This window comes from Anseongella ginsenosidimutans (genome assembly GCF_008033235.1).
GTDB lineage: Bacteria > Bacteroidota > Bacteroidia > Sphingobacteriales > Sphingobacteriaceae > Anseongella > Anseongella ginsenosidimutans.
The window spans coordinates 3,228,243-3,251,401 of the sequence record NZ_CP042432.1; the positions used below are offsets into that span (position 1 = coordinate 3,228,243).

The 23,159-nt window shown below is 48.4% G+C and carries 19 protein-coding genes; 6 read left to right on the plus strand and 13 right to left on the minus strand.

Translation table 11 applies throughout. The features are described 5' to 3' along the window. Positions 1–115: 115 nt before the first annotated feature. Entirely contained in the window at positions 116–832 is a 717-nt protein-coding gene (locus FRZ59_RS13420; RefSeq protein WP_132128952.1) for a FadR/GntR family transcriptional regulator, read from the plus strand. On the opposite strand, the gene FRZ59_RS13425 is transcribed toward FRZ59_RS13420, so the two are convergent. From FRZ59_RS13425 to gyrA, 3 genes are read right to left on the minus strand one after another with little or no spacing between them, the layout of a single operon-like run. Then, on the minus strand, positions 833–1,966 hold the full coding sequence (locus FRZ59_RS13425; protein ID WP_132128953.1) for a tetratricopeptide repeat protein: 1,134 nt from the start codon (positions 1,964–1,966) through the stop codon (positions 833–835). Positions 1,967–1,980: 14 nt separating this feature from the next. Then, positions 1,981–3,153, minus strand: coding sequence for a tetratricopeptide repeat protein (locus FRZ59_RS13430; protein WP_132128954.1), 1,173 nt, complete (start codon positions 3,151–3,153; stop codon positions 1,981–1,983). Between the two features lie 20 nt (positions 3,154–3,173). After that, entirely contained in the window at positions 3,174–5,717 is a 2,544-nt protein-coding gene (gyrA, locus tag FRZ59_RS13435; RefSeq protein WP_132128955.1) for a DNA gyrase subunit A, read from the minus strand. Between the two features lie 195 nt (positions 5,718–5,912). On the opposite strand from gyrA, the gene FRZ59_RS13440 reads away from it, so the two are divergent. Further along, a complete protein-coding gene (locus FRZ59_RS13440; protein WP_158640634.1) occupies positions 5,913–6,962 on the plus strand; it encodes an acyloxyacyl hydrolase in 1,050 nt (349 codons plus the stop codon). 6 nt (positions 6,963–6,968) lie between these two features. On the opposite strand, the gene FRZ59_RS13445 is transcribed toward FRZ59_RS13440, so the two are convergent. After that, complete coding sequence (locus FRZ59_RS13445; RefSeq protein ID WP_132128957.1) at positions 6,969–7,853, minus strand: Ppx/GppA phosphatase family protein; 885 nt, start codon at positions 7,851–7,853, stop codon at positions 6,969–6,971. A 72-nt stretch (positions 7,854–7,925) separates the two neighbouring features. Between FRZ59_RS13445 and FRZ59_RS13450 the strand changes: the two genes are divergently transcribed. From FRZ59_RS13450 to FRZ59_RS13460, 3 genes are read left to right on the plus strand one after another with little or no spacing between them, the layout of a single operon-like run. Beyond that, positions 7,926–8,414, plus strand: coding sequence for a YajQ family cyclic di-GMP-binding protein (locus FRZ59_RS13450; protein WP_132128958.1), 489 nt, complete (start codon positions 7,926–7,928; stop codon positions 8,412–8,414). A gap of 5 nt (positions 8,415–8,419) precedes the next feature. Continuing rightward, on the plus strand, positions 8,420–9,625 hold the full coding sequence (locus FRZ59_RS13455) for a nucleoside permease (RefSeq protein ID WP_132128959.1): 1,206 nt from the start codon (positions 8,420–8,422) through the stop codon (positions 9,623–9,625). Further along, positions 9,622–10,818 (plus strand): Gfo/Idh/MocA family protein, encoded by a 1,197-nt coding sequence (locus FRZ59_RS13460; RefSeq protein ID WP_132128960.1) that lies wholly within the window; start codon positions 9,622–9,624, stop codon positions 10,816–10,818. Before FRZ59_RS13455 ends, FRZ59_RS13460 begins: the two co-directional genes overlap by 4 nt. Before the next feature lie 41 nt (positions 10,819–10,859). Here FRZ59_RS13460 and FRZ59_RS13465 read toward each other — a convergent pair whose 3' ends face one another. From FRZ59_RS13465 to folB, 4 genes are all read right to left on the minus strand, one after another. Further along, the gene (locus tag FRZ59_RS13465; RefSeq protein ID WP_132128961.1) at positions 10,860–11,417 is read right to left on the minus strand and encodes a hypothetical protein; all 558 of its coding nucleotides are present in this window, start codon (positions 11,415–11,417) and stop codon (positions 10,860–10,862) included. 142 nt (positions 11,418–11,559) lie between these two features. Further along, positions 11,560–12,021, minus strand: a complete 462-nt coding sequence (locus FRZ59_RS13470) for an Hsp20/alpha crystallin family protein (RefSeq protein WP_132128962.1) — start codon at positions 12,019–12,021, stop codon at positions 11,560–11,562. 211 nt (positions 12,022–12,232) lie between these two features. Next, positions 12,233–13,633 carry an FAD-binding oxidoreductase gene (locus tag FRZ59_RS13475; RefSeq protein ID WP_132128963.1) on the minus strand — a complete coding sequence of 467 codons (1,401 nt, stop codon included), beginning with the start codon at positions 13,631–13,633 and terminating at the stop codon, positions 12,233–12,235. Continuing rightward, positions 13,630–14,004 (minus strand): dihydroneopterin aldolase, encoded by a 375-nt coding sequence (gene folB / locus FRZ59_RS13480; protein WP_132128964.1) that lies wholly within the window; start codon positions 14,002–14,004, stop codon positions 13,630–13,632. Before folB ends, FRZ59_RS13475 begins: the two co-directional genes overlap by 4 nt. A 57-nt stretch (positions 14,005–14,061) precedes the next feature. Here folB and FRZ59_RS13485 point away from each other — a divergent pair, with 57 nt between their 5' ends. Further along, the gene (locus FRZ59_RS13485; RefSeq protein ID WP_132128965.1) at positions 14,062–15,279 is read left to right on the plus strand and encodes an acyl-CoA dehydrogenase family protein; all 1,218 of its coding nucleotides are present in this window, start codon (positions 14,062–14,064) and stop codon (positions 15,277–15,279) included. Here the strand turns inward: FRZ59_RS13485 and FRZ59_RS13490 are convergent. The 5 genes from FRZ59_RS13490 to FRZ59_RS13510 form a co-directional block, all read right to left on the minus strand. Then, positions 15,227–17,641 carry a DUF3857 domain-containing protein gene (locus FRZ59_RS13490; protein WP_158640635.1) on the minus strand — a complete coding sequence of 805 codons (2,415 nt, stop codon included), beginning with the start codon at positions 17,639–17,641 and terminating at the stop codon, positions 15,227–15,229. The two genes, FRZ59_RS13485 and FRZ59_RS13490, sit on opposite strands and share 53 nt — an antisense overlap. A 312-nt stretch (positions 17,642–17,953) precedes the next feature. Continuing rightward, positions 17,954–20,071: a cation:proton antiporter gene (locus tag FRZ59_RS13495; RefSeq protein WP_132128967.1), complete on the minus strand. Its 2,118-nt coding sequence runs from the start codon at positions 20,069–20,071 to the stop codon at positions 17,954–17,956. A gap of 17 nt (positions 20,072–20,088) precedes the next feature. Then, a complete protein-coding gene (gene lysA / locus FRZ59_RS13500; RefSeq protein WP_132128968.1) occupies positions 20,089–21,237 on the minus strand; it encodes a diaminopimelate decarboxylase in 1,149 nt (382 codons plus the stop codon). 5 nt (positions 21,238–21,242) lie between these two features. Continuing rightward, complete coding sequence (locus FRZ59_RS13505; protein ID WP_132128969.1) at positions 21,243–22,547, minus strand: aspartate kinase; 1,305 nt, start codon at positions 22,545–22,547, stop codon at positions 21,243–21,245. A gap of 120 nt (positions 22,548–22,667) precedes the next feature. Next, positions 22,668–23,153, minus strand: coding sequence for a lipocalin family protein (locus FRZ59_RS13510; RefSeq protein WP_132128970.1), 486 nt, complete (start codon positions 23,151–23,153; stop codon positions 22,668–22,670). Positions 23,154–23,159: the final 6 nt, after the last annotated feature.

Sequence of the window (23,159 nt, forward strand, 5' to 3'; positions counted from 1 at the left end):
GCTTATGTTCGCGGAATAATTTAAACGCAAAATTAGGCGATCATGAATGTTTTATGTAATATTAGGCCCTGTAACCTAACGCTGAAGCTGATAACAAACCTAATTTAATTATTGCATGAAACTCATTGAGCTTAAGAATTCGATGAAACCTATCGAAAGCAGCAGCCTTGTTGATAGAGTTGAATCTAACCTTGTCGATTTTTTAATTGAACGAAAATTTAAGATCGGCGACAGTCTGCCTAAGGAAATTGATATTGCTCAAACGCTTGGCGTAAGCCGTACAGTTGTCCGGGAAGCGCTGCTGCGTCTGAGAATGATCGGCCTTATAGAGTCCAAGAAACATCGCGGGGCCGTCATCACTAACCCGGATATTCTTTCCCTGCTTAGCAAGGTGATGAACCCCTCGCTTCTTAGTAAAGAAACGCTGAAAGATCTCTATGAAATAAGGTTGGTGCTGGAAATGGGAATGGCGGACCTGATCTTCGAGCGGATGAAAGAGAAAGATTTAGAGGAGCTTACCGAAATAGTAGCCGCCGAACCCCTGGTAACAGACGAAAATTATTTTGACCGGGATTTCGAATACCGCTTTCACAGTAAGTTATACCAGATCGGTAGTAACAGCACGCTTACACGGCTGCAGCTGATGTTCTTTCCTGTATTCTATTATGTGCATTCAAGCGATCTTCTTAAAAAACCCATCAGGGTCAAACGTTATGTATCTCATAAAGGATTGGTGGAGATACTAAAACATGGTAATCCCGATCTTTTCAGGAATGCCATGAGAAGCCACCTCGAGACACATTTTCAACGGATACTGATGGAAGAGAATTAGCTAATCCAGAAGGTATATTTCGGCCCGGAGCCTTTCAGCCCGGTTCGGCTGTCCTGTCCTGACATACACTTCCCGGAGTGGCATTAAGAGGTTTACATCTTTCGGATTCAAGGCATACGCTTTTTCGAAGAACTTTTCGGCGACATTCAGTTCCTGCAAATAATCGTTACGGTATACGCTGTACTCTTCTTCCGAAATAAACCGGCTTTGGTCGTTGGCCTTTTTTATAAGCTTTGATGCGCTGTTATAGTAGATCAACCCCAGGTTATAAAAAGCGTCGTAATAATCGGGCTTAAGCTCTACTGCTTTTTTAAACGCATCTTCCGCTTCTCCAATCGTTCCGGCTTTCAGCTGGGCCACACCGAGCGAGAACCATATAGTTGGGTTAGTTGGATCAAATTTAATTACCGACTCCAGCATTTCAATCGCGTCAGCCGGGTTGCCATTCTTCAGGTAAAAACCTAGCTCGTCAAAGGCCAGGCCTTCATTTTCAGGATATTCCTCCCTCCCCTCCTGGAAAACCCGGAATGCATCCGCTGCCTTGCCGGTTTCTTCATAAAGTTTTCCAAGGTTGCGGTAGATCTCCGGCGTTTTATAATTCATTTTAAGCAGCTGTTCGTACGCCTGAATGGCCTTTTCCTTTTCAAACAGCTTCTGAGCAAGTACGGCCTGGTTAAGGTATAACGAAGTATCCTCCTTATTCAGCTGGCTGGCAAACTCGAAATATCTTAAGGCGTCCCGGAGATTGTTTTCGTTGTAAGCCCGCATGCCGCGGTTATAACTTGCGGTAAATATCCGGTTAAAGGCATCATCAACGTCGTCCTGGCCAATAGAACTGCCCTTATTTTTTCCCGTGATCTGCTTGATCGCATCCAAAGCCACCTGCAGCTCACCGAAAACGGCGGCTTTGTGATTGGTATCCAGGGCTATGCCTGAGTAAATAAAACTTTTATAAAGAAGGGTCCTGGGCCGGTTTGCTACCTGTTCCTCCTTTGAAGCATTATCTATAGCCTTTTTAGCCGCATCAAGATTCCCCGTGCTTAAATAACCGTAAGCATTGCGGACCTGGGACCGCTGGGCCTGCACATCCGCAATACTTACGATCATTAAGAAAAGGAAAAGAATTTTTTTCATTACCTCTTCTCTCTTTATAATGTTTCCAGTTCTTTCGTGAGTTCCTCTGCACGGGCAGTGTCACCCAGCTTTACATATATTTCACGCATTGTTGAAAGCAGGTTCCTGTCTCTCTGCCCGCTGGAGTACGCCTTCTCAAGGTAAGTAAGCGCCCCTTTCAATGCCTCCTTATATTCTGCAATTTTTGCTTCATACTCTTGCGCCTTATCCTGGGGGATCTTATTGGCTTCCTGTACGATCTTATTGGCATTATCAATCGCAATCACACCCATGTTGATATTCGCATCGTAATAATTAGGGTCGATTTCAAGCGCCTTTGCATAGGCTTCCTCTGCGGCGGAAGTACTGTCAATTTCGTTGTAAGCCACTCCCAGCGCGAACCATAATGATTTATTCCCGGGATCAGCCTGGGCAGAAGCCGCGATCTTGTCAATTACCTTAGCCGCCTCACCGCGCTGCAGGTAATAATTAAGTTCAGTGATCATCAGGTCTTTGTTGCCGGGGAATAATTCCAGGCCTTTTTGAAGAGCGCCCAATGCTTCTTCTTCCTGCTTTTGGGAAAAATATAAATTGGCAAGTACCGCGTAAATTGCCGGATCTTTGTATTTAAGTTCTGCAAGCTTTGAGTAGGATGCAATTGCCAATGCCGTATCCCCTACCTTTTCTGCCGTAACTCCGGTGTTCAGGTACAGGGTGGTATCGGTGGGTTTTACCTCTGTTGCCACCTTGAAAAATTTTAAGGCAGTATCAAAGCTCTGGTTATTATAAGCGTTGATCCCTTTATTATAGCTGGCCACATAAATATTCTCTTCAGCGATCTTCATATCCTCTTCCTTGACAGAGTTCTCTTTATTGAGTTCTTTCGCTTTAGCAAGAGCGTCATATGCAACCTGAACCGGCTCGGAAGCCGCGTCCTGCATGGTCGAATCATTGGCGATAGCAGAATATATCAGGCTCTTATAAAGATAAGCTTCGGGCTCATTCATGGTTTTTTCATGAGCAATTACTTCTTCTATTACCGCCTTGGCCTCATTCAGGGACTTTTGAGCTTCTTCTGTTTGCTTCAGGCTGGTCATTGCATTGTAATTGTCGTAGCTGCTTTTAGCCTGATTCAGCTTTCCCTTTTGGGCGGTGGCACCGGCAACTATGCCCGCCATTAATAGTGTAGTTAATAATATTCTCTTCATTTTGTTATAAGTTGTTAAGATCAATCTATTTCAGGCGATCCGCTTTCTTCAGCAGATCCGCTTTCTTCAGGAGATCCGGCTTCTTCTTCTCCCAGTTCCTCCGTTCCCGTATCCTGTACCCGGGCTACTGAGGCGATCTCGTCTCCTTCCTGCAAACGGATAAGCTTTACTCCCTGCGTGGCCCTGCCCATTACGCGAAGTTCGCTTACCGCCATCCTGATAATGATGCCCGATTTATTGATGATCATCAGGTCATCCTTATCCGTAACGCCTTTTATGGCAATCAATTGCCCGGTTTTGTCGGTAATATTCATGGTTTTCACCCCTTTACCGCCCCGGTTAGTCACTCTGTAATCTTCCACGTCTGTACGCTTACCGTATCCCTTCTCAGAAACCACCAAAATAGTGGTTTCAGGATCGTTTACCGCTACCAGGCCGATTACTTCATCGTTTTCACTAGCAAGAGTTATGCCACGAACGCCTGCAGCTGTGCGGCCCATGGGACGGACATGCTTCTCATTGAAGCGGATGGCCCGGCCGGAACGGTTGGCCATGATGATCTCCGAAGAACCGTTCGTCATTTTCGCTTCCAGCAGTTGATCACCCTCATTAATCGTAATGGCGTTGATCCCGTTCACCCTTGGCCTGGAATAGGCTTCAAGCGCCGTCTTCTTAATGGTTCCCTTGCGGGTACACATAATAATGTAATTACTGTTGAGGTATTCCTCGTCCTCCAGGTTATTGACGTTGATGAAGGCCTTTACTTTATCGTCCTTTTCAATCTGGATCAGGTTTTGAATGGCCCGGCCCTTGGACGTACGGCTTCCTTCCGGTATCTCGTAAACCTTCATCCAGTGACAGCGTCCTTTTTCCGTAAAAAACAGCATCCAGTTATGCGTAGAAGCAATAAAAATACGTTCTATAAAGTCTTCTTCACGGGTGGTGCCTCCCCTGGAACCGCGTCCTCCCCTGCCCTGCACCCGGTATTCGGTCGCCAGCGTGCGTTTTATATACCCTGCATGCGAAATCGTGATCACGACATCTTCATCGGCGATAATATCTTCCATCCGGATCTCGCCGGCGGCGTGTACTATTTCGGTCCGGCGTTCATCCCCGTATTTTTCCTTTATTTCAATCAGTTCGTCCGAAATGATCTTCATTCGCAGCGGCTCGCTGGCAAGCACTTCGTTCAGGTACTTGATCAGCTCCTGCAATTGTGCATATTCTTCCCTGATTTTTTCACGCTCCATGCCGGTCAGACGCTGGAGGCGCATTTCCAGGATGGCTTTTGCCTGCACTTCGGTAAGCCCGAATTCACGGATAAGGCCTTCCCGGGCTTCATCAGGATTCGCGGATTCACGGATAAGCCGGATAACCTCGTCAAGATGATCAAGGGCAATCAGGTAACCTTCCAGGATGTGTGCCCTTTTTTCGGCTTCCGCCAGTTCATAACGGGTTCGCCGCACGACGACATCATGACGGTGTTCAACAAAGTGCCTGATAAGGTCCTTCAGGTTCAGCATCATGGGCCGCCCCTTTACCAGGGCAATATTGTTTACGCTGAAAGAAGTCTGAAGCGCGGTATATTTATACAGATTGTTGAGAACTACCCCCGCATTGGCATCCCGGCGAACCTCGTAAACCACCCGCAGTCCCGTTCTGTCCGATTCGTCCCTGATGGCAGTAATGCCGTCGAGCTTCTTGGCATTGATCAGTTCTGCTGTACGTTCAATCATCTGGGCCTTATTCACCTGGTAGGGGACTTCGCTCACGATGATGCGTTCGCGGTCATTCCCGTAAGGTTCAATCTCTGCTCTCCCGCGCATGACGATCCTTCCGCGCCCCGTTTCGAAGGCACTCCGCACACCTTCGACGCCGTAAATTATCCCGCCGGTAGGAAAATCAGGGGCTTTAACGTACTGCATTAATTCCTCAATGGTGATCTCCTTGTTATCGATATAAGCAAGGGTTGCGTCCACCACCTCGTTGAGGTTATGAGGAGGCATATTGGTAGCCATCCCTACTGCTATACCTGAAGTGCCGTTTACAAGAAGGTTCGGGATCCGGGCCGGAAGGACCGTAGGCTCTTCCAGGGAATCGTCAAAGTTAAGCTGAAAATCAATCGTGTCCTTATTAATATCAGCCAGCATGTCTTCCGCCGTTTTCCGCAGCCTTGCTTCCGTGTACCGCATGGCTGCCGGGTTATCCCCGTCCATGGAACCAAAGTTCCCCTGTCCGTCTACAAGGGGGTAACGCAGCGACCAGTCCTGCGCCATACGAACCATGGCATCGTAAACCGAACTATCTCCGTGGGGATGATATTTACCAAGCACCTCCCCTACGATCCTGGCTGATTTCTTATGCGCCTTGCCGCTGGTAACTCCAAGGTCAAGCATACCGTAGAGTACACGCCTGTGAACCGGCTTTAAACCGTCGCGCACATCCGGCAAAGCCCTTGAAACGATCACCGACATCGAATAATCGATGTAAGCGGATTTCATTTCTTCTTCAATATTGATAGGAATAATTTTCGATCCTTTTTCGTCTTTTTCTTCTTCTGCCATTTTAACAAATCTTAACCCGGCTAAAATACGAAAAATACTGCGAACGGGGAAGCTACCGGACGGGCTCCGGGCTGGAAATTTAAAATGGCACAGAATGTGCTTCTATCCCCCTGTCTGAACTATTCGTATTTGTAAATGAAGCCAACTGTACTTTTTAGCGTTCTTTTTCTTTGTTTTTCTTTTTTTCAGCGAACAGTGCGTGCGCAGGAAATTCCACGGCACTCGCTTAGTTTTTCCCCCGTGCTGGGTACGCATCTCCTCCCGGAAAATGATCATACCTTTAATGACCCCATCCCGGGACTTGATATCGTTTACGGATTCAATCTCAGGGGCAAGGAAGATGCCTGGATACAGAAATTAAGAGCGCGGGAGTTTGGCCTGGCCCTGACCTTCAGGGATCTGAACCGGCTGGACGGCCACCTGGATACGTCCGCTAACTCATTCGGAAAGGCATACGGGATTTCGGCCAGCCTGGAATTTGAACTGGCAGCGGCCGGCCCGGTACATTTTTACCTGGTTCCGTCGGTCGGGCTTTCCTATATTTCCAAAAATTACTTTACCCACCCGGACAACCGCTTTATCGGCAGCCATCTTAACCAGCTGCTAAAGGCCGCGCTGCAAATGGAAGTTCCGCTGGGTGAAAATTTCAGTGCGCTGGCAAATTTTCATGTATTGCATCTGTCAAACGGAGGATTCAATATCCCTAATTCAGGCATTAATACGGGAAATATTTCAGTAGGCATTAAATCCCGTTTCGGACCTGAGCCTTACAGGAAAACCAGGGATAATTTCACTCCCCTTGAGCGGAATACCTTTGAGGTGCTTGCCGGCATAGGCCGCAGAGGGGTGTACGAAAGCCACGATGGCTTCTTCAAATCAGGGCTGTACGCCGGGTATAATTATCGGCTGAACGAGGTACTTGACCTGAAGGCGGGTTTGAACGCGGTTTATTATTATTCCGTATTTGATCCGCAGCGCCATCGGGAAACCTACCAGCACTACGGTACTTCCTATGATCCCTGGAGGCTGGGATTAAGCCTGGGCGCCGCCGTGAAAATGAGCAGGTTTGAAGTTAAAGGATTATTTGGCCGCTATCTTTATTATAACAGCTTTCACGATATCCATTATTACTGGAATTCAGGGCTTTCCTACCTCTTCACCCCTCACCTGGGCCTGCAAAGTACCTTGCACATGCACCGGTTCCAGGCGGATTTCGTTGACCTGGGCTTTATTGTGAAGCTATAAACTCAATCATTGTCCATTCCTGAAATTCTTTTCAATAAGTAGGCTGATGATTCCGTCTGCGAGCCCTTTCCGGGATACGTAGATCTTCCTGATCCCTCCCCATTCCATCACGGAAAGAAAGATTTCCGACGCGGGAATGATCACATCGGCCCGGTCGGGATTCAGCCCCAGCACTTCGATCCTTTCCTTTAATGAAAATGACCGGAGGTAATCATAGGTCTTCTTTAGCTGTGAAAATGACAGGTAATCCTTTTTCTTTTCGTCTGATAACTTAATGAGTTTATTAATATTCCCCCCGGTGCCAATGCCGTAAACTTTTTTAAGATCCCGGGTATTTGTCCGGATAAAGGATTTCATTTCTTTCCATATATCTTCCGAATCCCGTTTATCCATTAAACGGATGGTGCCGATATTGAAAGAAGCCGAAGCCTGGATACCACCGCCTGAAAAGACCGAAAGCTCCGTACTGCCGCCGCCCACATCAATGTATAAATAGTTCTTTTTCTTTTCCAGGGTTGCCTGAAGATGACCGGAAATGATACCGGCTTCGGTTTTCCCGTCTATGATGCGGATCTCCAGGCCGGTTTTATCTTTTACTTCTTCAATGATCGCCGGGCCATTGACTGCTTCCCGCATGGCGGACGTGGCGCAGGCCATGTAATCGGACACGTCATACTTATCCATCAAGTGTTTAAATTCATGCATGGCCCTTAAAAGGCCTTCTGCTTTCGTTTCAGACAAGCGCTTGTCCCGGAAGGCTTCGTCTCCCAATCGCAGCGGAATGCGGATAAGTGATTTCTTCTTATAGCTTACCTTACTTCCCGACCTGGTAATGGCGGCGATCATCAATCGTATTGCGTTGGAACCTATGTCAATAGCGGCGTAGTACATTATTTCAAAAATAGCGCATTTTTTATTGTCATTCTTATTGTCTATTTTTTGGCCTTATTTGATAATGAACCTATGCCATCATTTGATATTGTGAGTAAAGTAGACGGGCAGCTGCTGGATAATGCGGTGAATAATGCCCGGAAAGAAATAGTCAACCGCTACGATTTTCACGGTTCGGATACCAGTCTCGAACTGGATAAAAAAGCTAACCTGATTACGGTGGTAACGGAAAACGAAATGCGGTTAAAGGCCATACAGGATGTGTTGATTGCGCGTATGCTGAAGCAGCACCTTGATCCTCAAAGCCTTGATTTCGGAAAGGAGCAATATGCCTCCGGTAATATGGTCAGGAAAGAGATAAAGATAAAAGAGGGTATTGACAAGGAAATGGCCAAAAAGATCAATACCAGGATCAAGGATATGAAGCTGAAAGTGCAGGGATCGATCATGGACGACCAGTTGCGGGTACAGGGTAAGAAGATCGATGACCTCCAGGCAGTGATCAGCCTGCTGCGGCAGGAAGATTTCGGGCAGCCACTGCAATTTATTAATATGAGATAAACCCTATGAAAGCAGGTACCCGCATTCAATTATCGGCCATGATGTTCCTGGAATTTTTTATCTGGGGCGCATGGTACGTGACCATGAGTACTTATCTGGCCACCGTACTGCATGCCGACCAGGTAGACATCGGCAAAGCATACAGCGCGTTGGCAATCGCTACTATTTTTTCGCCTTTCTTCGTAGGCATGATCGCCGATCGCTTTTTCCCGGCCCAGAAAGTGCTTGGCATCCTTCACCTTGGCGGAGCCGTAGTACTATATTTTATCACTTCTGTCAAAGACCCTGATGTATTCTACTGGGTGCTGCTCCTGTATTCGCTGATGTACGCGCCTACGCTGGCCCTGGTCAATTCCGTTTCATTCGGGCAAATGCAGGATCCCGGAAGGCAATTCGCAGGTGTCCGGGTATTGGGTACCCTGGGCTGGATCGCAACGGGCCTGATGATCGATTTCGTTTTCAAGATCAGTCCCGGCGAACTGGCCTTTACCTTTCAGATGGCTGCCGTTGCTTCCCTCCTGCTGGGCATCTGGAGCTTTTTTCTACCAGATACCCCGCCTAAGGCAAAGGGAGAAAAGGTTCGGGTGGCCGATATCCTGGGCGTCGAAGCTTTTGTTCTGCTGAAGGATCGCTCGTTCCTGATATTCTTTATTTCATCAATACTCATCTGTATTCCCCTTTCGTTCTATTACAGCCTCACCAATCAATTCCTGGTGGAAACAGGCATGAAGAACGTAACCAGTAATATGACGCTCGGACAGATCTCGGAAGGGCTTTTCATCCTGCTGATCCCCTTCTTTTTCCGGCGTTTGGGTGTAAAATACATGATCATGCTGGGCATGGTTGCCTGGGTGCTGCGTTTTGTGCTGTTCGGCTACGGCGATGCGGGGCCTGGTCTCTGGATGCTTTTTGCCGGGATCATCCTGCATGGGGTGTGTTTTGACTTTTTCTTCGTTACCGGCCAGATATATACAGATACAAAAGCAGGCGATCGCATTAAAAGTTCCGCTCAGGGAATGATCACCATGGCCACGTATGGCATTGGTATGTGGATTGGGACTATCCTGTCCGGTTATGTTTCAAAACACTATACGATTGACGGGGTGCATCAGTGGAAAGAAACCTGGATGGTTCCCGCAGTAATTGCTTTTGTCGTCCTGCTGCTGTTTACCTTCCTGTTTAAAGACAAAATAAAAAGTACCGCGATATGAGAAAAATAGCCATGTTAGGGTCCGGCTTTATCGGACGGTTCTATGCTGATTCCATCCAGGGGCTCAGAAGCAAGGACAAGATCACCAGTATTTATTCCCGGCGGGAAGAAAGCGCAAAGAAGTTCGCCGAAGATTATGCCGTCCCTCACTGGTGTACTTCCATGGAAGAAGCTATTCATCACCCGGATACGGATACGGTAGTCATTTCTCTTCCCAATAACCTGCATGAAAAAGCGGTAATGGAGGCCGTCAGCGCCGGAAAGGCCGTCCTTTGCACCAAACCGCTCGGACGGAATGCCGCGGAAGCGCGGCGCATGCTGGAAGCCGTGGAAAAGGCCGGCGTTTTCCACGGTTACCTGGAAGACCTTGTATATACTCCCAAAACAATCAAGGCCCTGGAAAGCGTACAGAAAGGCGCCCTGGGAAAGATTCTCTGGGCTCGTTCGCGGGAAGCGCATCCCGGCCCGCATAGTAACTGGTTCTGGGACAAGGAACAAGCAGGCGGCGGCTGCATTCTTGACCTTGGCTGCCACTGTATTGAAATTGCCCGCGGTTATATTGGCAAAGACATCCGGCCGGTAGAAGTCATGTGCTGGTCAGATACCCAGGTGAAGCCTATTGATGCCGAAGACCATGCCATAGGGCTTGTTCGCTACGAGAACGGCGCCATTGGCCAGTTCGAGGTAAGCTGGACCTTCCGGGGCGGGCTGGACCTGCGCGATGAAGTGATGGGTTCCGAAGGCACCATCTGGATCAATAATTTCCTCCGCACTGGCTTTGATATGTTCACCTCCGGGGAAGGCTACGATTATGTTTCCGAAAAAGCCGAAACCAATAAAGGCTGGATATTCCCGGTGGGCGACGAGATCCATGAACTGGGTTATAACTTCATGTTCGCCGATATGTTCGACGGCATTGAACACGGCCGGCCGGCCCGGGAAACCTTCTATGACGGCTACGTCGTAAATGCGGTAATGGATGCGGCCTATAAATCCTCTGAAAGCAAACGCTGGGAACCCGTGGAGCTGGATATCTGGCGGGGAAAAGACGGGGTCGAAAAAATCTCCGGCGCGAAGGATTACGACGATCAGTATTACCTTATAAAGGAAGAAACCACTCACTATGGAGCAAGCAAGCTCATCCTGAAAGATAAAAACACCGGCGAGATCGTTGAAAAGATCCTGAAAGGTTGAAAAGATCCTGACAGAGGGTGAAGGAGCGGCAAGAACCGCGCTTAAAAGTACCTGCTGAAACCGATCCGTATCACCGGATCACGGTAAGGCTTAAAACCGTTATCCAGCACATTGAAAAGCAGAGCCAGGTGCATCCTTGTCCGCCGCCCGATACTTCCGTAATACCCCGCGCCGAGCAGCAGGCTATTCACATCTATCCGTTCAGTGTCCGGTTCAAGCACAATCGCTTCGGGATCTTCCGTATTCAGGAATTCATATTCCGCCTGGGCGAAAAAATTACTGATAACCTTTTGACGTACGAAGGCCCTTGCCCCATAACTGGCATAGCCCTTCCGCCGGTAAGCAGCGTACTGAAAAAACGGCCCTCCGCCAATGTCCGTAGTCGGGGTAATCCCATAGCCGACATAAGGCCCAATCCCGATATTCGTATACGTGCCAATGAGCAGCCCCAGGTTCGCCCCCCAAAAAACCTTTTTAGGCGGCCGTTCGCTTTCCCTGGCATAGCGGCTGCCTCCTTCCTGGGCCAGCAGCCTGCCGCTAAAAGTGCTTGTAAGAATGATAATCAGGCAAAATGCGAGCTTAGTCAGTAAGTTTCTCATAATTTGTAAAGATAATAAAAGCACTAGCTTCCTTCCGAAAGAAATTGCAAAGCCCTTTCCAACACTTCGTCCCTTCCCTCCCGGAAAAACAAAAAAGCGCCCCGGAGGACGCTTTTCGATCAACCACACACATCACCTACAATCAGGAGATATCGATTACACGGTTTTTAGTTTTTTCTTCTTCCTTCTTGGGAAGATCGATCTCAAGGATGCCGTCTTTGTAAACTGCCTTGATGCTTTCGGTGTTTACCGTTTCGGGAAGGGTAAAAGAACGGCTGAAGTTCGTGTAATTGAACTCACGCCGGGTGTACCCGTTTTCTTTTTCATCCTTCTCTTCTTTCTTTTCAACAGAAATGCTCAGCAGGTTATCTTCGACGTTCAGTTTGAAGTCTTCTTTTTTAAGACCGGGTGCAGCCAGCTCCACGCGGTAGCTGTCTTTGTCTTCTGAAACATTTACTGCAGGGGCCTTGCTGGCCAATGCGCCTGAAAGTGATCTTCCGCCGAAAAAGTCGTCAAACAATTCGTTGAAGACTGGGCTTAGAGAAGTTCCGAATACTCTTGGGTACCTTCCGTTCCTGGATTCATTCCATTTTACTAGTGTCATTTTTAAATCCTCCATTTTTGGTTTTGCCACTATAAGATCAACTCATATGCCATTGGCGAAAAATCAGCGAAAATGGCGATTAATAATGACAAAAAGGCAGTACACTCAAAATAAATAGGACAAACTGGCAGTTTTCTTATAAAAATGCGGCAAGGCCTGAAATTGATTTTTATCGGTTCTGTATTTTAAGGGATTATCAAACACCTGACGACTACAGCAAAATCTTTCCAGGGTTAAGGATATTATTGGGGTCAAAGGCTTTTTTAATAGCCCTGAGGAGTTCAAGGTGTGCCGGCGGATAGATCACATCCATAAATTCGCGCTGCACATAACCAATACCATGTTCGCCGGACAGCGTGCCGCCAAGGCTTGCGGTCAGCTGAAAGATCTCACGAATGCCCAGTCTGAGCTTATTCTTCCAGTCTTCATCATTCATTCCCGCTTTGATAATATTCACATGCAGGTTTCCGTCGCCGGCATGTCCGTAGCATACCGAACGGAACCCGTACTGGTCGCCAATTGCCTTAATACCTTTTATTAAAGCGGGAAGCTCGGCCCGCGGCACTACCGTATCTTCCTCTTTATAAACAGAGTTAGCTTTTATGGAATGCGGCATAGTGTGCCTGATCTTCCAGAGCGCCTCTTTTTGAGCGGCACTTTCGGCAAGCAAAACATCTCCGCTTCCGAAAGCTTCCAGTACACCGGCTATCTTTTCGCAGTCGGCGAAGAGCTGCTCTGGCTCCCGCCCGTCAACCTCAATAAGCAAGTAGGCCTGAACGCCTTCCTTTGCCTCGAAATCAAGCGTTTCATACTCCAGCACCCATTCCACTCCGGCCCTTTCCATAAATTCCAGGGCCGACGGTATTATACCGGCCCTGAAAATAGCTGAAACGGCCTGGCAGGCGGCTTCGTTCGAAAAAAAAGAAGCAAGCATTACCAGGGAATGGGTGGGCTTCGGGATCAGCTTCAACACGGCTTTGGTTACTATGCCCAGGGTTCCTTCACTCCCGATCATTAGCTGGGTAAGACTATAGCCGGAAGCGTTTTTCAGGGTGTTCGCACCTGTTTGAATAATTTCCCCGGAAGGCAATACCACTTCAAGGTTCAGGATATAGTCCCGGATGGTCCCATATTTCACAACTCTTGGCCCCCCGGAGCCATGCGCAATATTCCCCCCGATAAAACAGGAACCTCTGCTAGCCGGATCTACTGGATACAGGAAACCTTTTTCCGCCGCGGCATCCATCAATACCTGGGTAATGACGCCCGGTTCAACGGTTGCCTGAAGGTTCCGTTCATCGATGTCAATAATCCTGTTCATGCGTTCAAGGGACAAAACAAGGCCGCCGTGTACCGGCAGGGCTGATCCGCTCAGGCTGGTTCCGGCGCCGCGGGGAGTCACCGGGATCAAGTACTGATTGCAGCATTTCAGAATGGCGGAAACTTCTGCTGCGGTACCCGGTCTTATTACCGCTTCCGGTAAAAAGGAAAGGTCTTCCGTCTCATCATGAGAATAATTCGTCAGCGTTTCCGGGTCATACAGCACATGGGCGGTTCCCACAATTTCCTGCAGCTTATTGATTGTTTCCGGTTGAAGCGGTTGATAGTTCATTTCCGGTATTCCATAATGACAGTAGCATAAGCCGTTTTCAATTCAAGCGAAGGATGCTGTTTCTTTATCTCCAGCCTGAGATAATGCACCGGCGGCAAAAGCCTGAATAGTTCCTTCCTTATCCTGTAAGCAACATGTTCGATAAGCTTAGCCGGTTGCGCCATCTCCGTTTTGACCACCTTCACCAGGTCTTCGTAATTCACCGTTTCCTTTATATCATCTTCGGATTCCGCGCCGGAAAAGTCGGTAGCGATCTCTATATTTACAATAAATTGCGTTCCGGTTTTGTGTTCCTCCGGATAGTAGCCAATGGGAGCGGAAACTTCAATTCCTTCCAGCTTAATGTAATGTTTTTCAGATGGATTTATCATGATCTTAGCGGTTGCCCCTGAATTGATTATATTAGATTACAAAATTAAACTAAATATATGGGCCAGTCCAATAAGCAAGACCTTTTTGAGGCCCCGGATTATTACCTGCTGGATGAACTGCTCACCGAAGAGCATAAACTGGTAAGGGAATCTGCCCGGAAATGGGTAAAACGGGAGCTTTCGCCAATTATCGACGAGTATGCACAGAAGTCAGCCTTTCCTATGCCCCTATTGAAAGGGCTTGCAGAGATCGGGGCCTTCGGTCCAACGGTCCCTTCCGAATACGGAGGGGGCGGCCTGGATTACATTTCTTACGGGTTAATCATGCAGGAACTGGAACGGGGAGATTCGGGCATTCGCTCTACCGCCTCCGTACAGGGTTCCCTGGTCATGTACCCTATCCTGGCTTTTGGCTCTGAAGAACAAAAACAAAAATACCTTCCCAGGCTCGCCACAGGCGAATTGATGGGATGCTTCGGGCTTACGGAACCTGATCATGGCTCCGACCCGGGCGGCATGACCTGCAGTTTTAAAAATGCCGGAGATCATGTGGTGCTAAGCGGGAGTAAAATGTGGATATCCAACGCTCCCTTTGCAGACATCGCTGTCGTATGGGCAAAAAATGAAGCGGGAAACATAAAAGGCCTGATCGTTGAAAGGGGAATGGAGGGTTTTAGCACACCTGAAACACATAACAAGTGGTCATTGCGGGCTTCCGCCACAGGGGAGCTGGTTTTTGACCAGGTAAAAGTTCCGAAGGAAAATATTCTTCCTGGTGTGGAAGGATTGAAAGGGCCGTTAAACTGCCTGAACCAGGCGAGGTACGGTATCGCCTGGGGCTCGATCGGGGCGGCGATGGATTGCTACGATACGGCATTGCGATATGCGGGGCAGCGGATGCAGTTTGGCAAACCCATCGCCGCATTTCAGCTGCAGCAAAAAAAGCTGGCCGAAATGATCACGGAAATCACCAAGGCGCAATTGCTGGCCTGGCGGTTAGGCACGCTTAAAAATGAGAACAGGGCGAGCCCGGCGCAGGTATCGATGGCCAAACGAAACAACGTGGACATGGCCCTTCGAATAGCCCGGGAAGCCAGGCAAGTATTGGGCGGTATGGGCATCACGGGAGAATATTCCATTATGCGCCATATGATGAACCTGGAGTCCGTCATTACCTACGAGGGCACGCATGACATTCATCTTTTGATCACCGGCCAGGACATCACGGGGATAAGCGCATTCGGAGGGGATTCGGCCGGGGATAAGGCACCGTAAAGGTGTCTTTCACCCGGGTGGAAACACTAAAATAGGAAACCCAGATAGCGCCTCCCACCAATGCTTTAGCGATATCGCCGACATCACTGCCTTCCATTGAAAAGGGCAGGCTGGAAAGATAGACTAAGCCGTGATCCAGCGCCAGGAAGACAAAATTTGAAATGTAAAAACCAATTACCAGCTTTGGAAAGATATCCCGCCGGTTCAACATGGCAATCACACAAAATATCGCATAGCAGCCCACAAACAAGTTCCCGGCCATTTCAAATATCATCAATGAAATTAATTCCCATTTTTGCCCCGGCAGAGCGTTAAGCATGTTCTGCCATAACTCATAACTGTAATAGTCCGCGGACAGCAACTGTCCCAGTATGGAAAACGGAGTCAGGATCAACCCGATCAGCGGAAGTATCATCCAGCCTCCTATCCTCCCCTGCGGCTGATCTTCTCCGGCTTCTTCCCCGGAAAGCGTTCTTCTGCGGTAAATTGCACGGGCCAGCCATGCATAAAGCCCGGCTAAAACCAGTGAAAATAAGATGGCGTTCCAGGCAAGGCTTGGGTAGCCTTCGGCATAAACCGGAATGCGGTAGCCCAGTTGCTCATCAGATAACACTTCTACATCGGCAGCAAGCTGGCGCGCCTTTTCAACAGGCACGAATTCCTTCAGGAAAGCAAACTGGTAGTGAAGGGTCGTGGTATCTTCTACCCTGGAATGATAACTGTGAAAAAAATAAGCATCCCGCTTAATGGAGAATTGATCATCAGGAATCTTCCATCGCTCTTTGGTGATCAGCCGGATCTTATAGTCCAGGTCATAAGGATGGTTTAGCGAAACAGGATGTTTCCTGCTCGCTGCAATGGAAGGCAGCTGTTCATTTATCAGGTTTGCATAGAAATCGATATATCCCGTATTGCTCAAAGAGTCCTTTTCTATAAATCCTTTAATTTCATAATATTCACTGATGACCAGCTTGTTTTCCTCTTCATCGTCAGCAACGTCAAGGGGAGCAATAGAAATAATATCCGGGTATAGCCGGGCATAGTAATCGAGATAATTTTTCTTCGTTTCCACCTGGCCCGAATAGGCCAGCATAGAGCGCATATCATCCGCGTGATTATGGGTATAGGTAGTCCTGACCTCCAGCTTTACCGTATCACTACCTTCGGGGATAAAATAAGTCTCTTCACAGTATATTTTTCCATGCTCGTAATTCGCTCTGATTAGTTCAAGATCGCTGGCGCCCTTCTTTAAAACCAGTGCTTTTCCATAAGAGGGAAAATACCGCGTTCTCAGACCACCGCCCTGAAAGGATATGGTAGGGTCAATCCAAACCGCATTTCCTTCTTCGGGGCCGATCCGGACAACGGCATGGTTAAATGCCATCGGCGAGGGCAGCAGTTCTCCGGTTTTCTCCCGGTAGTACGTGTTTACCAGGGCCAGCTGAGCCTCTACCCCGCCCGCCTTTAGCAAAGCAACGAGTAATAATGACTTATCCTTACAATCCCCGTATCCCTGTTCCAGTACTTCAGACGGGCTGTTCGCACGATGGGAATGCTCCCCGGTTTCCACTCCCATATAGCGAATATCGTTCTGCACCAGCTTAATGGCCGCAAGCTGGTAATCCGCCGGGCTTTCGGAAGTGGCCTTTAGTTCGCTTACTGTTCCGGCAAATATTCCTCCGTAGTCACTCTTCACGGGATTAACCTCCATTCCCCATTTCGCCACTTCTTCCCAGCCGGCATATTCGCTTACCTGGACATGTGCATAATTATCGAACCAGGAAGGCTGATAATCCTCGTATTCCGCCGCCTGCACTTGTGAATCCTCCCACACGTATCGTTTGGTTCCATCGTTTTCAGTGATCTTTACTTCAGGAACGTCATTGAATGCCCTGAAGGCGAATTCCCTTCCCTGAGGCACAAGCAAGCTGCTGTACACCTGGGCAATGTCAGAAGAAGACTGAAAATAGATATCCTTATAGTAGCGGCCCCCGAATACGGGGTTCTGGCCCCTGACCGTGTAGGAATATTCAATCCGGTCTCCCTGGCGTATATCTTCAAGAAGCAGGTAGGCCGTATACGCGCCATTATAGATAAACCGGGTAAGATCGCTTTCCTGTGCCAGTACTTTAAAGGCATCAATATCCAGGCGCTGCTGCGGTTTATTATCTCTCCAAACGATAACCTCGTGAACAGTTAGTTGCTGATAATCCGGAAGAAAACTTATATAGATCTCCGAACCGTTCTGCACTCCAGCCCCGGTGACGATTTCCCGGATAACGCGGGTATACGCGGCTTGTTTCCCCGCATGCAGTTGTTGCTCCAGTAAGGCAATGAAATACCCTTCTGTAATTGATTCCAAGGGCGGCTTTTCCGTTTTGAGCAGTATGTCGGTCACCCAGCCGGGCCGGTCGCCCGCTGCTAGGCCGGGAACTTGTGGGAAAGCAGCCAGGCTTGTTATAAAGAGGAACGGTATAAATAGAAAAATGCGTAAAAGTTCAGGCATATTTTTTATTTGAAGATAGGAATTTGGCTTTAAAGATTTTTTGCCGGGAAAGAATAAAATAGCCAGGTTTGAAAAAAACATCTATATTATGGCCCTGGAGAAGAAAAAGCTATAGCGCTTATTGGGGACATGGACGAGAAATTTGAAAAAAAATCCTTAATGCAGCTTTTAGCTTTTGAACATTTTCCGCATAGAACGTCCCAGCTTGCTGATGCGCTCAAGATTTTCCTGGATAGGAGATATTTCAAAGCCTTCGCTCTCAAAGCGAGGGTAATTAAGATCGCTGTTCTGCTCGGGAAAAATGATGATAATGTTATTCCCGGGGAAGTGCCTGTTAACTTTTGAGGGAATGATATCCATATTCGATTGATAGGAAATGGTCCCTCTGCGTGCGCATACAACGACCAGCATATCATCTTCCTTCAGATCTTTGGAAACAACCAGGATATCATCAAGATCATCCAGGGATTTAAAAACAGCGCTGACCGCGGGCTTTTTTTCTACCAGCAAATTTCTCAGGAGGTTATTAAGATCGCCGTGGCAGTAAACGATCATATCGGCCCCGCTTTGCCTGGAAAGATTTTTTACTTTTTTGATCCACCGGTTAAAACCGGCTTCCAGCTGGGCATTCCTGGGCACCACCAGCACCATTCTTCTCAGCGTATTCAACGGTTGGTTGAACCTGACTACAGAGACCATTTGCCCGCTGCCGTTCAAAAGATTATCCAATATAGAACCGAAAAAGCGGTCCGTAGCGCTGCGCTCCACCCATCCCATAATAATATGAGTGATCAGGTGTTCTTTTGCTGCCCTTACAATACCATTGGAAACATTCAGGTCCACCCGGGTTAATAATTCTACCGGCGTTTCTGCGGCTGAAGCATGCTTCAAGGCCTTCTCCAGCATCTTCCCGCTTTCCAGGAGCTTTTCCCGGGCTTCTTCATCATCGCGCACTACCGCCAGGGGATAAATAGGTTCCGAAGAAGCTTTATCTGAAATGTATAGTGCATAGTCGATACGCTCTTCCACCGTTGCAGGATTGGCAAGCGGAATAAGTATGCGTTCATGCATTTCAGGAAGTTCCTGCTTTTTATTGCTTTCCAGGATGACCAGTTTCCGGGCAGCGCTTTCGGTGGCAAAAGTGGCGATCAGACAGGTGACCAGGATCAGGAGAATGGTACCATTCAGGACGTTTTCATTGACGATGCCCAGGTTGTAGCCGATGAGGATCACGGCCAGCGTGGCGGCCACACGCGAACTGGTAAGGCCAAAGATCAAATTTCTCTGTACTCCGCTGTATTTAAAAACTACCTGGGTAACCCAGGCGGCAAGCCACTTGCTGAAAATAGCGACCACGGTAAGCACCCCTGCCACCACCAGGGCACGCTGGCCGGAAAAGATCACGGTCATATCCACCATCATTCCTACATTGATGAGGAAGAAGGGAATAAATAAAGCGCTTCCCACAAACTCAATGCGGTTCATGAGGGTTGAGGTATGCGGGATCAGGCGGTTCAGGGCAAGACCGGCCATAAATGCCCCGATAATCGGCTCTACGCCGGCCAGCTCCGCCAGGAATCCGGCCAGGAACACCATGGCCAGCACGAAAATATACTGGGACGTTTTCTCTCCTTCGATCTTTTTAAAGAACCAGCGCCCGATGATCGGGAAACCAATAAAGACAATCGCAATGAATATGGCCAGGGAAATAATTAACCTGATCCAGAATTGCGTATTGAGTGTTCCTTCCGTCGTGCCGGTGATCACTGCCAGGATAAGCAAGACCAGGGTATCGGCGACAATGGTACCTCCCACGGAAATGGTCACGGCCTCGTTCTTCGTAATCCCAAACCGGCTGGCAATGGGATAAGCAACCATTGTATGAGTAGCAAACATGCTGGAGATAAGCACCGAAGCTACCGGGTCAAAGTCAAGAAGGAAATAACAAACCGGAAGCCCGACAAGCATTGGAATGGCAAAAGTCAGCAACCCGAAGATCACGCTCCGGTGCCGGCTTTTCTTGAATTCATTCATATCCAGCTCCAGCCCGGCAAGGAACATAATATACAGCAGCCCTACTGTTCCGAAAAGCACAATGCTGCTGTCAAGCATGAGTATATTAAACCCGTTAGGCCCCACCAGGATCCCGGCCAGGATCAGGCCCAGTAAGCTCGGGATCCGCAGCCTCTTGAGAATAATCGGCGAAAATAAGATGATGAACAAGACCAGTGAAAATACCAGTACCGGATCGGTCAGTGGAAGGCTGAAGTCGAATAGTAACAGCATTTGTCAAAGGTAAAAAACTATAGAAATAAGGGACGGATTTTAGGACGTAAATTGTAGGAAGAAGTCATTACCTCGCCATATGCCCCTGCCGTACGAATGGCCATAAGATCTCCCCGGCTGGTTTCAGGCAGTTCCACCTCTTTTCCAAAGCAGTCGGAGGATTCACAAATGGGCCCTACAACATCGTATTTAACGCTTTCCGCGGAGCTGGCCGAAATATTCTCGATCTTGTGATAGGCATGGTACAAGGCGGGGCGGATAAGCTCGGTCATGCCGGCGTCTACCACGGCGAAATTCGTATTGATCCCTTTTTTTATATACAACACTTTTGTAATAAGGCTGCCGCACTGGGCCACCAGCGCACGGCCCAGCTCAAAATGCACTTCCTGGCCGGCGTCCAGTTCCAGGAACTGTTCAAATATGGCGAAATGCCTTTCAAAATCAACAATAGGCTGCACGTCGGGCGCATGGTAGTCTACTCCCAGGCCTCCACCAACGTTCAGTAATTTAAAATAAACCCCTCGTTCGGCAAACCATTCTTTGAATTCATTTACCTTAACGCAAAGGCTTTTAAATACATTCTCATCCGTTACCTGGGAACCAATGTGAAAATGAAGCCCGGCGCAATCAATATTTTCAAGGCTTCGCAGTTTTTCAACCACGGTATCAAACTCCCAGGAATTGATGCCGAATTTATTTTCCTCCAGCCCGGTTGTGATATAATGATGCGTATTCGCGTTTACATTGGGATTTATCCGGAGCGCAATCCGGGCCCTTTTATTCCTGGCCCGAGCCAGCTCGTTGATCACTTCCAGTTCCTGAACCGACTCTACATTAAAGCAAAAAATATCCTGGTCAAGCGCATAATTAATTTCCCGGTCGGACTTACCGACGCCCGCAAATACAATCTGATCCTTCCGGAAGCCGTTTTCCAGGGCCTTTTCCACTTCTCCGCCGCTAACGCAGTCGGCTCCAAAGCCAGCTTCCCTGATAATTCCGAGCAGTTCATTATTTACGTTTGCTTTCAGCGCATAATGAACATGGAAATTGCGCTTTTCCGATGCCGTCCTGCAGGCCGCCACCGTTTGCCGCAGCAGATCCATGTCATAAAAATAGAACGGAGTTTCTTCTTGTTGAAAACGTGCTAACCGGGCTGCTGTGAACATGGATATTAGTTAAATAAACGCTGTAATGATTGCAGGGCCTCGTTCTTGTAGGCCGTATCGAGCAAGATTGAAATATTATTGCGGCTCCCTCCGTAGGAGATCATCCTGAGCGGAATATGCTTGAGCGTATCCAGCACACGGGCGGCGATGCCTGCCTTGGACGCCACGAAATCACCCACCACGCAGATGATCGTCTGCTCCCGGTCAACCGTAATCTGGCCGTAAGCTTCTAACTCTTCCGTTATCTCACTCAAATACTTAGTGTTATCTATGGTAAGGGAAACTGCTACTTCGGATGTGGTAACCATATCGATAGGTGTTTTGTAGCGTTCGAACACTTCAAAGACCTTTCGCAGGAACCCGTAAACAAGCAGCATGCGGCTGCTTTGTATCTTGATCGCATAAATGCCTTCCTTCGCAGCTACCGCCTTGATTTCTCCTTCGCTTCGCTGATCGCTGATAATAGTCCCGGGCGCATCCGGCTGCATCGTATTCAGCAACCGTACCGGCACTTTATACTTTTGCGCGGGGAAAACACTTTGCGGATGAAGGATCTTTGCGCCAAAATAAGCCAGTTCCGCAGCCTCTTCGAAGGATAGCTGCGCAATTGGACGGGTATTTTTCACGACACGGGGATCATTATTATGCATTCCGTCAATATCCGTCCATATCTGGATCTCCTCAGCAAGCAGGGCGGCCCCGATTAGAGAGGCGGTATAATCGCTTCCTCCCCTTTTCAGGTTGTCAATTTCGCCAAATGAATTGCGGCAGATATAGCCCTGCGTTATAAAAATATTGTTCGCCGGATGTTTGGCCAGGAGTTCTTTAAGCTTTTCGGAAATGGAAGGCATCACCGGTTCAGACTCCTCGTTGATCTTCATAAAGTCCAGCGCGGGCAGCAGCACCGACGGGATTCCCAATTCCTGGAGATGATAATGAAAAAGGTGGGTAGAAAGCAGTTCGCCCTGTGCCAGAATCACCCGTTCATGGATGGGTGTAAACACTCCGGCCGAGAAAGACGAAATGGTGGCGAAATGCGCGTCAATCAGTTCTTTTGCCTTTACCCGGAATTCATTACTGACAAATAAGTCCCCGATAAAATCCTCGTATTTTCCGTTCAGGGAATCAATCAGAGCGGCCGGGTTTCTTCCTTCCGCGTATTCCCTGCAGATGCTTACCAGGTCATTGGTGGTCCCGGCCACCGCCGACAATACTACGATTTGCCGTTCATCCCTGTTGATGAGGGACATCAGGTTCCGGATCCTTTCCGGGTTTCCAACCGACGTTCCGCCGAACTTTAGTACTTTCATGAAGTTTATAATCTCTTATAAACCGCAAAGAAAGCAATAAGTTCGGAATAAAATCCAGACTGGCACGTTTTTCCGCTAGCCTCCGCTATTTTTTCCGCGAAGCATTTCCGTAAAGCATTATTACTGGCGTGAAAAGGTATAAACCAGGTAAAGCGGCTGGCCGTTTACGGTCACCTCATCACGGAGCTGCATTCCGGAAGCATCCAGGCTCAGGATATCAAGGCGATAGCCCACATTATTATCCATGGGGTCCCCTTCCGCATCAAGCCGCTTGAACTGGAATTGCTGTTCCCCGGTACCGGTTTTATAAATGGTCCAGCGGATCTCCCTTTGCAGGCCTGCCTGGCAATCCACTCCTTCATTCAAAACATAGGTGCCCAGGCTGTTAGGCCGGGTCAGCGTCCAGGCGCTTCCTGAAAAGCATTCGAGCGGCGCTTCATTGAATAAGGTCACCTTAAAACTTCCTTCCTGTCCCTCTACGCTGATGTCATCAAGCATCCAGTTTCCGACCATCATCTTCCGGTAATCGGGCGCTTTATTCTGAAGAGCTGCGCAGCCCGAAAGCGTAGCAGCAAGCGCCAGTAGTGGTATAATTTTTTTCATCATGTTTTC